Raw genomic sequence first — 15,783 nt, 5'->3', positions numbered from 1 at the left:
CGGGTGTTTCTGCTTTACGATTGGATTTTTATTGACAGGTGGGAAGTGGTTTATTGGATTTTCAATTGCCGGTTTTATTTGCGACCGGAAAAATCGGAAATATCGAATCAATTTACAGGCGAAAATTTAAATTAATATTGAAAATACAGGCCATCACGGATATTAAGGGGAGTGAATTTCATTTGAAAGCCCGCGAATCCATGCCTGGTATGACCTGCGTCAATGCGCCACAAAACGCCAATTAACTCCAAAACACTTCGAATACTACGGGGATGCAAAAATCAGCACATTTTTCCACTTAACCGCAACGCGAGAAAACTCCGGTCGTCGAAAATGACGAATAAATGAAAATTCCGCTATAGTCGCCAATTTCCAGTCGCCAGCCGGGCAAAAAGAGCACCAATAAGCCCGCCATCCGGAGTAAAAAAATGAATGCCCGCCAACCCGCCTTCATCCCAATGTCCCGTAGCGCGCGCCTGCGCCAGATGCTCGTCAGCAACGAACTCGAATTCATGATGGAGGCCCATAACGGCCTGTCCGCGCGAATCGTCCGTGAAGCCGGCTTCAAAGCGATCTGGGGCTCGGGTCTCGCGATCTCGGCGCAATACGGCGTGCGCGACAACAACGAAGCAAGCTGGACCCAGGTGGTCGACACGCTCGAATTCATGGCCGACGCCGGCGATCTGCCGATCCTGCTCGACGGCGATACCGGTTACGGCAACTTCAACAACGTGCGCCGCCTCGTGCGCAAGCTCGAACAGCGCGGTATCGCCGGCGTCTGTATCGAAGACAAGCAGTTCCCCAAGACCAACAGCTTCATCAACGGCGAAGCGCAGCCGCTCGCCGATATGGACGAGTTCTGCGGCAAGATCAAAGCCGGCAAGGATTCGCAGTCCGACGAGAATTTTTCGATCGTCGCACGCGTCGAGGCGCTGATCGCGGGCTGGGGCATGGACGAGGCGCTGCGCCGCGCGGAAGCGTATCGGCAAGCCGGCGCGGACGCGATTCTGATTCACAGCAAGCTCGCGCGTCCCGATGAAATTCTCGAGTTCGCGCGTGAATGGGCCGGCCGTGGTCCGCTCGTGATCGTGCCGACCAAGTACTACAGCACGCCGACCGAGGTGTTCCGCGAAGCGGGCATTAGCACCGTGATCTGGGCGAACCATTTGATCCGCGCGGCGGCCTCGGCGATGCAGGCCGTCGCCAAGGAAATCCATTCGAGCGAAACGCTCGTCAACGTGGAAGACAGCATTGCCGCCGTCAACGAAATCTTCCGCCTGCAGGACGCCGACGAATACTCGGAGGCGGAAGACCGCTATCTGTCGAGCGGCCGCGCTGCCGGCGCCGCCGTCGTGCTCGCCGCGAGCCGCGGCAAGGGTCTCGACGCCGTCACCGAAGACCGCCCGAAAGTGATGTTGCCTATCGCCGGCAAGCCGCTCCTGCGCTGGCTGGTCGACGCGTTCAAGAAGCAGGGCGTCAACGACATCACGGTGGTCGGCGGCTATCGCGCCGATGCGATCGAGACCGCGGGCATCAAGCTCGTCGTCAACGAACAGCACGCGCAGACCGGCGAACTCGCGTCGCTCGCGTGCGCGCTAGACCGGGTCGCGCAAGACCGGGTCGCGCTTGACAAGCTCACGGGCGACACGGTCATCTCGTACGGCGACCTGCTGTTTCGCAGCTACATTCTGCGTGATCTGGTGGAGAGCGAAGCGGCCTTCAGCGTGGTGGTGGATTCGTCGCTGACCGATACGGAAAATGCCAGCGTGCGCGATTTCGCATGGTGCTCGGCGGCCGACGACCGCGGTCTGTTCGGCAACAAGATTGTGCTGCGTCACGTGTCGAGCGGGCAGCATGCGTCGGCAGCGATCGCATCGCAAGCGCCGCATGGCCGCTGGGTCGGTCTGTTGAAGGTGCGCGACGCCGGCCGCGAGCGTCTGCAGGCGGTAATGGGCCGGTTGCAGGCGCGCGCGGATTTCGCTTCGCTAGACATGCCCGCGCTGCTGAACGCGCTGATGGAAGCCGGTGAATCGATCGAGGTGCAATACGTGCATGGCCACTGGCGCGGCGTGAACGATCTCGACGACTTCCGTCGCGCGGGCGACTTCGCGCACGCGCAAGCGCCGTTCGCGGCCACGACCAGCAACGCGGCGAAGCACACCACGAACGCCACGAACGGAGTCGCGCGATGATCGAAGCCGCACAGTTCGTCGAGGCCGCGCGCGAACGCGGCTTCGACTGGTACGCGGGCGTGCCGTGCTCCTATCTGACGCCGTTCATCAACTACGTGCTGCAGGACGAGTCGCTGCATTACGTGTCGGCGGCCAATGAAGGCGACGCGGTCGCGCTGATCGCGGGCGTCACGCTCGGCGCGCGCAGCGGCCGGCGCGGCGTCACGATGATGCAGAACTCCGGGCTCGGCAACGCCGTGAGTCCGCTGACCTCGCTCACGTGGACCTTCCGTTTGCCGCAACTGCTGATCGTCACGTGGCGCGGCCAGCCGGGTGTCGCCGACGAACCGCAGCACGCGCTGATGGGACCCGTCACGCCAGCGATGCTCGACACGATGGAGATTCGCTGGGAGACCTTCCCGACCGAAGCCGACGCGATCGGCCCGGCGCTGGATCGCGCGATCGCGCACATGGATGAAACCGGCCGCCCGTATGCGCTCGTGATGCAAAAAGGCAGCGTCGCGCCGTACGAGTTGAAAGACAGCGGCCCGCGCACCCGCCGTGCGGCGGTTGTGCCGTGTGCGCAGTTCCGCGATGTCGCGGCGGGCGAACTGGCTTCGCGTCATGACGCGTTGAAGAAGGTGATCGCGCACACTCCGCTCGAATCGACGGTCGTGCTGGCGTCGACCGGCTTTTGCGGACGCGAACTCTACGCGATCGACGACCGTCCGAACCAGTTGTACATGGTCGGCTCGATGGGTTGCGTGACACCGTTCGCGCTCGGTCTCGCGCTCGCGCGTCCCGACTTGCACGTGGTTGCGCTCGACGGCGACGGCGCGGCGCTGATGCGTATGGGCGCGTTCGCGACACTCGGCGCGTACGGTCCGGGCAATCTCACGCACGTGCTGCTCGACAACGGCGCTCACGACTCGACCGGCGGTCAGGCCACGGTGTCGCCGCAAGTTTCGTTCGCGGGGGTGGCGGCCGCGTGCGGTTATGCGTCGGCAGTTGAAAGCGACGACCCGGCCGTGATCGATGAACTCTTCGACGCGCCGCTCGCCGACGGTCCGCGCTTCGCGCGCCTCGCGATTCGCCGCGGCACGCCGGACGGCCTGCCGCGTCCCACCATCACTCCGCCCGATGTGAAGACGCGCCTGATGCGCCACATCGGCGCCGCCTGAAGTAAGGAGCCGCCCATGCTGCTATTGAATCCCGGCCCGGTGACGCTCACCGAACGCGTTCGCAACAGCCTGTTGCAGACGGACCTGTGCCATCGCGAAAGCGAGTTTTTCGACTTGCAGGAAGAGGCCCGCACGCGTCTCGTCGATCTCTACGGCCTCGACGCAAGCGAATGGCAGGCGGTGCTGATGACCGGCTCCGGTACGGCCGCCGTCGAAAGCATGACCGCCGCGCTGGTGCCGCAAAACGGCAAACTGCTGGTGGTGGAAAACGGCGTATACGGGGAGCGCATTTCGCAGATCGCCACGCAATATGGCATCGCGCATGAATCGCTGAAGCACGACTGGATGCACGCGCCGGACCTGGCGAAGATCGCCGAACGCCTCGCCGCGGACAAGGCATTCACGCACGTCGCGGTGATCCATCATGAAACGACCACGGGCCGCCTGAACGATCTGACGGCGCTCGGCGCGCTGTGCCGCGAGCGCGGAGTGCGTCTGCTGGTGGACGGCGTGAGCAGCTTCGGCGCCGAATCGATCGACTTCGCCGATAGCAGTCTCGACGCGGTCGCCGCAACCGCGAACAAATGTCTGCATGGCGTGCCGGGCGCGTCGTTCGTACTGGTGCGCCGCGCCGCGCTCGCGCAGGCGGCGAGCCGCACGTACTACCTGGATCTCGGGCGGCTCGCGCGTTTGCAGGATCAGCGCAACACGCCGTTCACGCCGTCGGTCCACGCGTACTACGCGCTCGTCGAAGCGCTGCGCGAACTCGCCGACGAAGGCGGCTGGCGCGCGCGCCACGCGCGTTATGCGGCGCTCGCCGAACAGGCGCGGGCGGGGCTGGCTGCGCGAGGCATCGGCAGCGTGTTGCCGGCGGAGCAGTCGTCAGTGGTGCTGCGCGCCTACCGGCTGCCGGCCGGCATCGCGTATCCGCAACTGCACGACGCGCTGAAGACGCGCGGCTTCGTCATCTATGCGGGCCAAGGCGGCTTGTCGGCCGAACTGTTCCGCATCTCGACGATGGGCAATATTCACGCCGCCGATATCGACCGTCTGCTGCAGGGATTTAGCGAACTGACGCGTTGATTCACGAGTCTTCAGTGCCGGATGAACCGCTCGGCGCGAAACGCTCACACGGGGTCTTTGTCCGGCGGTCCATCGGGCCGCTGCGGCTCCTCGACGTGATGGCCCGGCGACGGCGGCACCAGCGGGTCGGCCTCCGGATCGCGGTTCGGATCGGCGTTAGGGTCGGGAATTGGACTGGTATGCATGTCGTAGCTCATCGCATCCCCCTGTAGTTGAACCGCGCCTGGTGCGGGCGATGCTGCTCGAACCGGGCGCCGGCAATTCACTTCTAGCGTAGGCGTTTCCGCCGCGCTTCGCCGCTTACTTTTTCGCGCGACGGCCCACGCTCAGCTGCCAGTAACGCTCGGTGGCGAAGACGTCGTCGTAGTTGCCCGCGCCGAACGCACGCAACTGGCTGGCATACGCATTCACCGCTTCACGCTTGAGTTGCGCGCGGCGTTGCACGTCGATCGTATGGCCCGCGCTCGGATTAGCCGGCGTCGCCACGATGCCGCGCTGCGCGAGATCGGCGAGCCGTGCCTGCACCACGCCGGGCGTGCGCCGGTGAATCGCTTCCTCGTAGCCGAACCATTCCAGATGCGAGAGCCGCGGCAGGATTTCGCAGCAGGCTTCGAAGACGCGCGCGTGATCGTCGTGATGCAGGCCGAGCGGCATCAGCAGGGTGTTCGCGGTGGTGCGATAAATCGTTTCCTCGAGCGCCGCCGCCATTTTGCTGATCGAGGGCGAATCGGCGTACTGGCTGTCGCTAAACGGCATGCGTAGCGGAATCGCGTCGAGCATCTCGAGCGCGCGGTTGTCCTCCAGCGTGCGTTCGTGGACCGCCTCGCGGGCGCTCGCGAAGCCTGATTTTGTATCCCACTCGGTATGCATTTCGTGCTCGGGCGGCGCGGCGAACACCGTGCAGACCGCCGCGTCGGGATGCGCAGCGAGCAGCGCGCCGCAACTGAATACGGCGTCGTCGAAATGGGGCGAGACAATGAACAGGCGTGGGCTGGTTTCGCTCATGGGCGTGTAGGCATTCGATGCATGGCCGGCTGCGTGGGACGCGTCGGCTCGCGTGGGAAAAACACGGCGTCACCTCAGCTTAGGCGCAATCGGGGCGGATTGCGCGCGGTTGTGGCCTGCGCAAGCGGCGTGCCTGGGGAAGGCCTCTGTTGTTCCTGTTGGCTCTGGTTGGCTCCTGTAAACCCTCACCTTCATATGGGAAAGGCTCCCGGATTGCCTCACCGTTTGCGGCACGAAGCGAAGCAGCCTCGAACGGGAGAGCAGCCGCTACTCGTTACTGACTCCCAGTCATCTTTGCCAGCGTCGCCGCACGGCCGAACGCCGTCACGAGGTTCTGGACGAGGTCCTCGCGCAGCGTGGCGTCGGCCGTTCTCAGCCCGTACGACGGATGCCGCGTGGGCACGATCAGACGTTCGCGATGAGCGATGGTCTGCCCCAAATACCCGGACAGGTTGACGTGCGCGCCGCGATCCGCGTCAGCTCCTGTTCCAGCCAGTACTGGGCCGCCTCGACTTCGCGATTCGCGGGCGCGATGGATGCACGCGGTGTGATAAGCGCCAGTCCATGCGGACAAAAGACTGTATGAATATGCAGTATTCGCCCAAACATCCGCTTCGATCAAGCCCGCGCAGCACTCCGCGGTCCCGGCGTTGCGCACCGCCGCCGTTACACCTCGCGCAGATCCTCCGGCGTATCCACATCGCGCAAAATCCCCGGATCGCGGACATCCACCCGCGTCACGGTTTGCGACATCAGCAGCGATTTCGCGCCGGTGTCGCCGTCGAGCGCCAGCAGCGCGTCGCGATGCGCGACGCCGAAGCCGACCGGATGCCCGCGCTGGCCGTCGTAATACGGCGCGACCAGCGACGCGCCGTCGTCGAGTGCGCGCGCCACCGCTTCGATCGTCGTGGTGGCGATGCGCGGCATGTCCGCGAGGGCGACGATCCAGCCTTCGGCGTCGTCGCTCGCCTCGATGCCGGCGGCGAGGCTCGCGCCCATGCCACGGTTGGCGTCGGCGGTGAACACCACGTCGCAACCGGCGTCGTTCAAAAGACGCGCGAGCGCGTCCGAGCCCGGCCGCACCACGGCCAGCACCCGCGTCACGACCCGCAGCAGCCGATGCGCGGACTCATGCGCGACCGGCGTGCCGTCAGGCATCCGCGCGAGCAGTTTGTTGTGCAGACCTTCCGGATCGAAGCGCGAACCGAAGCCGGCGGCGAGCAACACGCCAGTAGCGAGCGAGGCGTAGGGCATGGGCGGACACAGGTGGGGAACAATGAGACCGATTGTGCGATGCAACGCGGGCCCAGGCAAGTGCGAATGCAGGTGCATGACGGAGGGCGAGGTGTCGCGGTGAAAATGCGAGCGCGATGGACGACCGTCAGCGGCAGATGCCACCAACGACCGCCACCGGAAAACGCAGCCGGAAAACCGGCCCGGAAAACCCGCCCCGCAACCACCAGCCGGGTCAAACCATCGTCGCTCCCATCACCTTATCCAGCGTAAGCGGCAAATCCCGCACCCTTACCCCGGTTGCGTGATACACCGCATTCGCGATAGCCGCCGGCACGCCGGTAATCCCGATCTCCCCGATCCCCCGCACCCCCAGCGAGTTGATATACGGATCCGGCCGATCGATGAACGTAATATCGAGCGACCCAATATCCGCATTAACCGGCACGTGATACTCCGCGAGGTTCGAGTTAGTGAAGCGCCCATAACGCGTATCGAGAGAGCTCTCCTCCTGCAGCGCCGCCCCCACACCCCACACGATGCCGCCCATCATCTGGCTGCGCGCGGTCTTCTGGTTGAGCACGCGCCCCACGTCATACACGGCGACCACGCGCGGCACGCGGATCGTGCCGAGCTCGGCGTCGACATGCACTTCGACGAACACCGCGCCGAACGAGTGAAACGAGTATTTCTGTTTCTCGTCGCCGGGCTTTACCGTCGAGGTCGCCTCGATCGGCTTGCCGCCCGAGCGCGCGATGATCGCCGCGGCCGGATCACGCCTCGCCGGTTGGGTGCGGCTCACCACCCAGCCGTTATCCACGGTGATGTCGTCGAGCGCGATGCCGTGCACCGGCGAAGCCGGATCGGCGAGCGCCAGCGCGATCAACTGACTGCGCGCCTGGCTGGCCGCATCGCGCACGGCCGGCGACACGCTGGCCGCCGACTGCGATCCGCCCGACCCCGGCGCGCGCGGCAGCGTCGAATCGCCGAGCGCGAAGTGGATCTTCTCCGGCGCGAAGCCGAGCGCGTCGGCGGCCACCTGGGTCATCACGGTGTAGGTGCCGGTGCCGAGATCCTGGGTGCCCGAAGCGACCATCGCGGTGCCGTCCGGCAAAATCCGCGCGATGGCCGAGGCTTCGCTGCGATTGGCCGGATACGCGGCGGTCGCCATGCCCATGCCGATCAGCGTGCGGCCGTCGTGCATCGAACGCGGCGCGGCAGTGCGCCGCGACCAGCCGAATTTCTGCGCGCCGATCTGATAGCACTCGCGCAGCGACTTGCCCGACCACGGCTTGTTTTCCTGCGGGTCGGCCTCGGCGTAGTTCTTCAGACGCAGCGCGAGCGGGTCCATTTTCAATGCAGCCGCGAGTTCGTCCATCGCCGATTCGAGCGCGAACGAACCGGTGGTTTCGCCCGGCGCGCGCGTGAAGGTCGGCGTGCCGAGATTGAGCGGCACGAGCCGGTGCGTGGTCACCTGATTGCGCACCGCATACAGCATGCGCGTGACCATGCAGCAGGTCTCGGTCCAGTCCTCGATCGTCGACGTGTTGGAGAAGCTGTCGTGGCGCATCGCCGTCAGCGTGCCGTCATGACGGGCGGCGATCGTGAAGTGCTGCTCGGTGCGCGGACGCGCGCCGACCGGACCGAACATCTGCGGCCGTTCGAGCACGAGCCGCACCGGACGTCCGGTCTGCTTCGCCGCCATCGCGCACAGCGACACATGCGACCACGACGAGCCCTTGCAGCCAAAGCCGCCGCCGATGAACGGCGAGATCACGCGCACGTCGCCGGGCGCGATGCCGAACGTTTTGGCGACGGCCTGCGCCGCGCCGCTCACGCCTTGCGTCGAATCGTAGAGCGTGAGGTGCGGGCCGTCCCAGCGCGCCATCGTGGCGTGCGGTTCCATCGGGTTGTGATGCTCGATCGGCGTGGTGTAGGTTGCATTCACGTGGACCGTGCCGCTTTGCATGCCGTCTTCGAAGCTGCCGCGCTGCGTGTCGGTTTGTCGGCCTTGCGGCTTGTCCGGCGCGTGCGCGTTCGGTTTGGCCTGCGCGAAGTCGACGGTCGCGGCGCTGCTCTGATAGACGATGCGCAACTGACGCGCGGCATCGGTCGCATGTTCGAGCGTGTCGGCGACCACCACCGCGACCGGCTCGTTGCTGTAGTGAACCTCGTTGTCCTGTAGTAGCGACAGCCGCCTGCCCGCCGGCGGCGCCAGCGCGGGCTTGCCGCCGTTCGGCAGGCGCGGCGCGTTCTGATACGTCATCACCAGCAGCACGCCGGGCACTGCTTGCGCGCGGCTCGCGTCGATCGATGCGATGGTGCCGCACGCAATCGTGCTGGTGACGAGCACCGCATGCGCGAGACGGGCTTCGGGGAATTCGGCGGCATAGCGTGCTTCGCCGGTGACTTTGAGCAGACCGTCGATGCGGTCGACCGGTTGACCGATCAGGTTCATGCCACACCTCCATCGCGGCCGGCGGCCTGGTTGACGGCGCGCACGATCGCGCGTTGCGCGAGCTGCACCTTGAAGCGATTCTCGTGCTGCGGCCGTGCGTCGCGCAACGCGGCGGCGGCAGCGTTGTTCAGCGTCGCCTGCGAGAGCGGCTGACCGTTGAGCATCTGTTCGGCGGCGCTCGCACGCCACGGTTTGTGCGCGACGCCGCCCAGCGCGATACGCGCGGTCTGCACGCGCTCGCCGTCCATCTGCAACGCGGCGGCCACCGACACCAGCGCAAATGCGTAACTGGCGCGGTCACGCACTTTCAGATAGTGGGAGTGCGCGCTGAAGAGCGGCGGCGGCAGATCGACCGCGGTAATCAGTTCGCCGGGCTGCAAGGTGGTATCCACATCGGGCCGGTCGGCAGGCAGGCGGTGGAAGTCGGCGAACGCAATGGTGCGCTCGCCGACGGGGCCGCTCACGCGCACGACCGCGTCGAGCGCGGCGAGCGCCACGCTCATATCCGACGGATTCACGGCGATGCATTGCGGACTAGCGCCGAGAATCGCGTGCGTGCGGTTACGGCCGTCGAGCGCCGCGCAGCCGCTGCCCGGCGTGCGCTTGTTGCACTGTGTGAAGGCCGTGTCGTAGAAGTAGCCGCAGCGGGTACGTTGCAGCAGATTGCCGCCGACCGTTGCCATGTTGCGCAATTGCGCGGACGCGCCCGCCAGCAGCGCTTGCGACAGCAACGGGTATTGCTCGCGAACCAGCGCGTGATTCGCCGCATCGCTATTGCGCACCAGCGCGCCGATACGGATGCCGCCATCGGGCAGCGTCGTCACCGTGTCGAGTCCGTTGATATGCGTGATGTCGATGAGCCGCACCGGCCGCGCCACGCCGCCCTTCATCAGATCGAGCAGATTGGTGCCGCCGCCGATGAAGACGGTGCCCGGTTGCTGCGCCGCGCGCACCGCGCTGGCGATGTCGCCGGCACGTTCGTAGGAGATCGCATCCATGTTGGTCGCTCCTTATGCGATGCCGTGGCTCGCGCGGCCATCGCGAAGCTCGTCGCCACGCCCGTCGCCTATCGCACCGACACCGATCGCGTTATGCATGCCGGCGCTGCCGGTCTGGCTGCCGCCGTCGTGCACCGCGCGCACCGCGGCCACAATGTTCGCATACGCGCCGCAGCGGCAAATGTTGCCGCTCATCCGTTCGCGGATCTCGTCGTCGGAAAGTTGAGCGGGACGGGCACGCACATCGGCCGTCGCGGTGCTCGCCGCGCCATTGCGGAATTCATTGAGCAAAGCCGTCGCGGAACACAACTGGCCCGGCGTACAGTAGCCGCACTGAAACGCATCGTGCTCGATGAACGCGCGTTGCATCGGGCTCAGTGCATCGTTCGTCGCGAGCCCTTCGACGGTCGTGATGTTCTCGCCTTCGTGCATCACCGCAAGTGTCAGACACGAGTTGATGCGGCGGCCGTCGGCGAGCACCGTGCAGGCGCCGCATCGGCCGCGGTCGCAGCCTTTTTTCGTGCCCATCAAGCCGGCGTATTCGCGCAGCGCGTCGAGCAAGGTTACGCGCGGTTCGAGTTGTAGCGTATAGGCGCGGCCGTTGATGGTCAGCGTGACCGGACGCGGCGGCACGGCCTGGTCGATCGGGGCCGGCGGCGCGGCGGGCGTTTGGGTCTGCGCGCGCAGATGCGGCGCTGCGCCGACCGTTGCGGCCGCAGCCGCGGACTGCAGAAAGCGCCGACGTGAGGGTTGCTCTGGGAGGGCGGCTTCGTCCTCCGGATTCTGACATTCGTTATGCGTGGACATGACGATCTGTTGACTCCATTGAAAGGTCGATGCAGGCTAGCGATGCATCGGTATCCGAAGCGTCGCGTTCAAACAAACAATGACGCAGCAATTTCGGTGCCGTTGCAAATACAACGGTATTTAATAATAACGGAGATAGCAAAGATGACATTAGCGATCAGAGTCTGGCGGGCTACGCGTATTGCATCGGGGATTGGATGGCCACTGCGTACCGTGGCCATGGTGACGGCGGCGGCAACCGTGCTGACTGCCTGCAGCGGCAACGACGACAATCTGACTCCACCGCAAAGCAACGTGCTGCCGGGGTTTATCAAAGGCACGGTGACCACGCGGTCCTACGACGGCAACAGTGACGACCTGCTGACCGCGGGCCTCGGCAAAACCGGCCTCGCGTCGGCCACGGCTCCCGCCATTGCCAACCCCGCGCAACCCACCGCTGCCGAGTTGCGGCGGCTGGCGATCTGGTCGAACTATCGCGCGCTGGTCGACATGAGCGCGAACGGCGGCTATGGACGCTTCTGGGGTCCCAATGTCGACCTGAACGGCAACGACACGCTGGGCGAAGGCAAGATCTCGGGCAAGGAATACCTCGCCTTCGCCGACGACGGCTCTGGCGCGCAGAACGTCAGCATGCTGGTGCAGATTCCGGCGAGCTTCAATCCGGATCAGCCGTGCATCGTCACGGCGACATCGTCCGGTTCGCGCGGCGTGTACGGCGCGATTTCCGCGGCCGGCGAGTGGGGCCTCAAGCGGGGTTGTGCGGTGGCCTACACCGACAAGGGTAGCGGCAACGGCGCGCACGAACTGTCGACCAATCGGGTCACGCTGATCGACGGCACGTTGCAGGATGCGTCCGCCGCCGGTAAGGCGAGTCTTTTCACGGCGAATCTGAGCGGCGGCGCGCTCGCGTCGTTCAATACGCAGTTCCCGAATCGCTACGCGTTCAAGCACGCGCACTCGCGGCAGAATCCGGAGCAGGACTGGGGCAAGAATACGCTGCAGGCGATCCAGTTCGCATACTGGGCGCTCAACGATTCGTACGGCGCGCTGAATGGCTCGGCACGTACTGTGCGCTATGCGAGCGGCAAGATCACCACAATCGCGGCGTCCGTGAGCAATGGCGGTGGCGCGGCGCTCGCGGCGGCGGAACAGGATACGTCCGGGTTGATTACCGCGGTAGTCGTCGGCGAGCCGCAGATCAATTTGCGGCTCCCGGCACAGGTGTCGGTGGCTCAAGGCGGCGTGCCGGTCGGCGCGTTCGGCAAACCGCTTGCCGACTACACGACGCTCGCGAACCTGCTGCAGCCGTGCGCCGCGCTCGCGCCCGCCGCAACCGGCGCGCCGTATCTGACCGCGTTGCCGCTCGCGATCACCGCGGCGCTTCGCACCGCGCGATGCGCGTCGCTCGCGGCGAGCGGTGTGATCGCGGGAACGGACGTGACGACCCAGGCGGTCAACGCGCTCGCGCTGTTGCACCAGAACGGCTACCAGACCGACTCGGACCTCCTGCAAGCGCCGATGTGGGACTCGCAGGCCGTGCCGGCGGTCGCCGTGACGTATGCGAATGCGTATGCGCGCGCGAGTGTCGCTGACAACCTCTGCAATTTCAGCTTCGGCACCACGAGCGCGGCCGGTGCGGCCGGCGTGACGCCGGCGGTGTCGCCGATGCTCACGGTGTTCGGCAACGGCAACGGCGTGCCGCCGACCAACGGCATCAATCTGGTCTACAACGCGGGCGCGTTGGGCGCGTTGGATCATCGGCTGGCGACCGCCGATGCCAGTTTTGCGGGGGCCGCCTGCTTGCGCGCACTGTGGACCAACGGCACGCTGACCGCCAGCGTCGACGCGATTCGCATGAACGCGAATCTGCACGGCAAGCCGACCATCATCGTGCAGGGCCGCGCGGATGCACTAGTGCCGATCAACCACGCGTCGCGGCCGTATCTCGGGATGAATCAGGTGGCCGAGGGCGGCGCGAGCCAGCTGTCGCTTTACGAAGTGACGAACGGTCAGCACTTTGACGCGTTTCTCAGCGTGGCCGGCTTCGATACGCGCTTCGTGCCGCTGCATTACTACAATCTGCAGGCGCTCAATCTGATGTGGAGCCATCTGAAGAGCGGCACGCCGCTGCCGCCGTCACAGGTGATTCACACGACACCGCGCGGTGGGGTGCCCGGCGCCGCGCCGGCGCTGACCGTCGCGAACTTGCCGGCGATCGCGGCGAGTCCGGGGAGCAATGCGATTACGGCGGCCAATGGCGTGGTGAATGTGCCGAATTGACGGGCGGTAGTTCGGGGCAGGGGATACGCGCGCGCTCGTTGGCGTGCGTGCGCGTGTCGCTGCGCTGCGGCGTTTCGTTGCGTTGGATCAGGTATAAGCCCTGCTGCCGCCGAACAGGCATAGCGCGTTTACAGGAGAGCCCATGCAGTTCGATTACAGGCATTTCCACATCGATTGCCGCGCGCGCCATGCGGAAGACGGCCTCTATTACGCCAGAGCGAAAATCGTCCACGCGCCGCAGAATAACCGGCACCCGCAGTCGCACGATTCAGGCGACATCGATTCCTTTTCCAACGAAGCCGATGCCATTTCTTGCGCGAAGTCCTGGGCGATGGAGTGGTGCGACGCCGCGGCGGAGTAAGCCGCCTGACAGGAGGACACATCGTGACGAAGCTGCGGATTGCGACCTTCAACATCAACGGCATCCGCTCGCGGCTGCCGGCTCTGCTGCAATGGCTGGAGCGCGAAGCGCCGGATATCGTGTGTCTGCAGGAACTCAAGGCCGTGGATAGCGCCTTTCCCGTCGAGCAATTGCGCGATGCGGGCTACGGCTCGATCTGGCAAGGTCAGAGCGCATGGAACGGCGTGGCGATTCTGGCGAAGGGCGAGGCGCCGCTCGAAAGCCGCCGGGGCTTGCCCGGCTTCGAGGACGACACGCACAGCCGTTATCTCGAAGCGGCGGCGGGCGGTGTGCTGGTGGCGTGTCTGTATCTGCCGAACGGCAATCCGCAGCCGGGTCCGAAATTCGACTACAAACTCGCGTGGTTCGATCATCTGATCGCGCATGCGGCGAAGCTGTTCAAAAGTGGCCATTCGGTGGTGCTGGCGGGCGACTTCAACGTCGTGCCCACGGACGAGGATATTTACAACCCGCGTTCATGGCTGAAGGACGCCCTGTTGCAGCCTGAGAGTCGCGAGCGTTATCGGCGGCTGCTGACGCAGGGTTGGACCGACGCGCTGCGAACGCGTTTCGGCGACGAGCGGGTCTACACGTTCTGGGATTATTTCCGCCGGCATTGGGACACGAATTCCGGCTTGCGGATCGACCACCTGCTGCTGAGCGCCGATCTCGCGCCGCGCTTGCGCGATGCGGGCGTCGACCGCTGGGTGCGCGGCGAACCGCATGCAAGCGATCACGCGCCGACCTGGGTGGAACTGGATATGGGTTCGGGACGCCGGAAGAAAAACGGCTAGCGGCGACGTGTATGCAAAATAGCGGGCAACATGGCTGTATGCAAAATAGCGGGCAACATGGCTTCGGCCCAGCGCGAAACGGGCGACCGCCCTTGGCGGATCGCCCGTTAGTCTTTTTGTTCAACCCCCGTTAGCCGGCTTTTGCCCGATGCTCTAGCGCCGATCACCGCGATTCGCCGCGCCATGCGACCACAGCGCACCAGCGACAAAACCCGCCAGGGCTACCACCGCAATGGCGGTGAAAGGACTTTCGGCTGTGGTGTCGCGCACGAGGCTCGTCGTGCTCGCGCACAGCTGCTGGGCTTTGCCGCTGAGTTCTTTCGCCTTGCCGGCCAGTTGCGTGCCGGTGTCGCCCAGTGCTTCGCCAACGGCGCCTTGAACCTTGCCCGCGACTTCCTTGACCGCGCCTTCCGCTGAATTGGTGTCCATACGAATTTGCTCCCGTTGTCATATTTACGTGTGAGGGCGCCGTAGTGCCACGCCGCCACACCAAGGTGTCGCGCAGAACCCCGCATCGCGCGGTCCTGCGTCCACATACCTCGTGCAAGAAGCGCGCCCGTACCGCAGAGGGTTTTGGACAGCGGAAAGAAAGCGTCAGGAACGTCCGCGCCGGCGCCGGAAATTAATGCCGACGAACACCGCCATCAACATCAGAAAGCCGCCGAACAGCAGCGCGGAATTGATCATCACGTGCCTGAGGCCGAGCGTGTCGACGTCGATGAACGGGTACGGATAAAAGTCCGAGAGACTGCCGCGCCAGAACGTGACGCCGAGGTATGTCAACGGATAAACCAGCCACAGCAGACCGTGACGCAGCCGCAAATGAAAACGCGGCACGAACAGCACCCAATAGAGTGTGGCCAGCATCGGCAGCACGCTGTGCAGCGATTCGGTGAGCAGCCGCCTGAGCGGTGCGGGCGACCACCAGCCACGCAGCAACAGGTTATACGCGAGCCCGACGAAAACCATGTACACGACCACCGCGGTCACGACGGTAGGCTGCCGGAAAAAACGCACGAGCGGTGACCGGTGCGTGCGCAGCGCCACGCAGGTAAAGCAGATCGCGCAGCCCAGCACCGTCAGGTTGGTGAGATAGCTGCTCATGCGAGCGAGGCCGTCGAACACGGTCAGACCGCGGGCAAGCGTGCGATCGATGGTGACATCGGCTTGCGCGACGAGCGAAATCCATGCGATGACGGCGATGACCGCCGCCAGCGTCACCGACGAAACACTGGGTGTATGCAGCGGCAGCTCGGGCTCCCGCTGCTGAGGAAGGGTAGGGCGCATGCGCACGATTCTATACATACGCCATGTGCTTCGCAGCGTGTCCAATACTGACTCGACGAGCCTGCGGCTTTCGTTTCGTCAAATAC

At 65.1% G+C, this 15,783-nt stretch carries 15 protein-coding genes; 6 read left to right on the top strand and 9 right to left on the bottom strand.

All coding sequences use genetic code 11. From position 1 onward, the window contains the following. Window positions 1–428 precede the first annotated feature (428 nt). Genes aepX through P0D89_RS29050 form a run of 3 tightly spaced genes read left to right on the top strand, consistent with a single transcriptional unit; the run spans window position 429 to window position 4,435 of the window. A complete protein-coding gene (aepX, locus tag P0D89_RS29060) occupies window positions 429–2,192 on the top strand; it encodes a phosphoenolpyruvate mutase (RefSeq protein WP_408362461.1) in 1,764 nt (587 codons plus the stop codon). Then, window positions 2,189–3,352 (top strand): phosphonopyruvate decarboxylase, encoded by a 1,164-nt coding sequence (gene aepY / locus P0D89_RS29055; protein ID WP_408377563.1) that lies wholly within the window; start codon window positions 2,189–2,191, stop codon window positions 3,350–3,352. The genes aepX and aepY overlap by 4 nt, the downstream gene beginning before the upstream one ends. Window positions 3,353–3,367: 15 nt before the next feature. Further along, the gene (locus P0D89_RS29050) at window positions 3,368–4,435 is read left to right on the top strand and encodes a 2-aminoethylphosphonate aminotransferase (protein ID WP_408362463.1); all 1,068 of its coding nucleotides are present in this window, start codon (window positions 3,368–3,370) and stop codon (window positions 4,433–4,435) included. 44 nt (window positions 4,436–4,479) lie between these two features. Here the strand turns inward: P0D89_RS29050 and P0D89_RS29045 are convergent, their stop codons facing one another. The 7 genes from P0D89_RS29045 to P0D89_RS29015 form a co-directional block, all read right to left on the bottom strand. Further along, complete coding sequence (locus P0D89_RS29045) at window positions 4,480–4,620, bottom strand: hypothetical protein (protein WP_167335679.1); 141 nt, start codon at window positions 4,618–4,620, stop codon at window positions 4,480–4,482. Window positions 4,621–4,735: 115 nt separating this feature from the next. Continuing rightward, on the bottom strand, window positions 4,736–5,440 hold the full coding sequence (locus tag P0D89_RS29040) for a PIG-L family deacetylase (protein WP_408362464.1): 705 nt from the start codon (window positions 5,438–5,440) through the stop codon (window positions 4,736–4,738). Window positions 5,441–5,714: 274 nt separating this feature from the next. Further along, on the bottom strand, window positions 5,715–6,014 hold the full coding sequence (locus P0D89_RS29035) for a hypothetical protein (RefSeq protein WP_408362465.1): 300 nt from the start codon (window positions 6,012–6,014) through the stop codon (window positions 5,715–5,717). A gap of 92 nt (window positions 6,015–6,106) precedes the next feature. Further along, on the bottom strand, window positions 6,107–6,694 hold the full coding sequence (locus P0D89_RS29030; RefSeq protein ID WP_408362466.1) for a nucleotidyltransferase family protein: 588 nt from the start codon (window positions 6,692–6,694) through the stop codon (window positions 6,107–6,109). Between the two features lie 214 nt (window positions 6,695–6,908). Next, window positions 6,909–9,131: a xanthine dehydrogenase family protein molybdopterin-binding subunit gene (locus P0D89_RS29025; RefSeq protein WP_408377562.1), complete on the bottom strand. Its 2,223-nt coding sequence runs from the start codon at window positions 9,129–9,131 to the stop codon at window positions 6,909–6,911. Beyond that, complete coding sequence (locus P0D89_RS29020) at window positions 9,128–10,129, bottom strand: FAD binding domain-containing protein (protein ID WP_408362468.1); 1,002 nt, start codon at window positions 10,127–10,129, stop codon at window positions 9,128–9,130. Before P0D89_RS29020 ends, P0D89_RS29025 begins: the two co-directional genes overlap by 4 nt. Window positions 10,130–10,141: 12 nt before the next feature. Continuing rightward, entirely contained in the window at window positions 10,142–10,936 is a 795-nt protein-coding gene (locus P0D89_RS29015; protein ID WP_408377561.1) for a 2Fe-2S iron-sulfur cluster-binding protein, read from the bottom strand. A gap of 219 nt (window positions 10,937–11,155) precedes the next feature. Between P0D89_RS29015 and P0D89_RS29010 the strand changes: the two genes are divergently transcribed. From P0D89_RS29010 to P0D89_RS29000, 3 genes are all read left to right on the top strand, one after another. Then, a complete protein-coding gene (locus tag P0D89_RS29010) occupies window positions 11,156–13,216 on the top strand; it encodes a D-(-)-3-hydroxybutyrate oligomer hydrolase (protein WP_408362513.1) in 2,061 nt (686 codons plus the stop codon). A 142-nt stretch (window positions 13,217–13,358) separates the two neighbouring features. Further along, entirely contained in the window at window positions 13,359–13,577 is a 219-nt protein-coding gene (locus P0D89_RS29005) for a hypothetical protein (RefSeq protein WP_408362470.1), read from the top strand. Window positions 13,578–13,600: 23 nt separating this feature from the next. Next, complete coding sequence (locus P0D89_RS29000) at window positions 13,601–14,410, top strand: exodeoxyribonuclease III (RefSeq protein ID WP_408362471.1); 810 nt, start codon at window positions 13,601–13,603, stop codon at window positions 14,408–14,410. Between the two features lie 153 nt (window positions 14,411–14,563). Here P0D89_RS29000 and P0D89_RS28995 read toward each other — a convergent pair whose 3' ends face one another. Continuing rightward, on the bottom strand, window positions 14,564–14,839 hold the full coding sequence (locus P0D89_RS28995; RefSeq protein ID WP_408362472.1) for a CsbD family protein: 276 nt from the start codon (window positions 14,837–14,839) through the stop codon (window positions 14,564–14,566). Window positions 14,840–15,004: 165 nt separating this feature from the next. After that, the gene (locus P0D89_RS28990) at window positions 15,005–15,697 is read right to left on the bottom strand and encodes a Pr6Pr family membrane protein (RefSeq protein WP_408362514.1); all 693 of its coding nucleotides are present in this window, start codon (window positions 15,695–15,697) and stop codon (window positions 15,005–15,007) included. Between the last annotated feature and the right edge of the window lie 86 nt (window positions 15,698–15,783).

Source organism: Paraburkholderia sp. RL18-085-BIA-A, from assembly GCF_046027075.1.
In the GTDB taxonomy this organism is placed as follows: domain Bacteria; phylum Pseudomonadota; class Gammaproteobacteria; order Burkholderiales; family Burkholderiaceae; genus Paraburkholderia.
The sequence above is the reverse complement of the archived record's forward strand: the minus strand, read 5'-3'. Positions and strand labels throughout refer to the sequence as shown.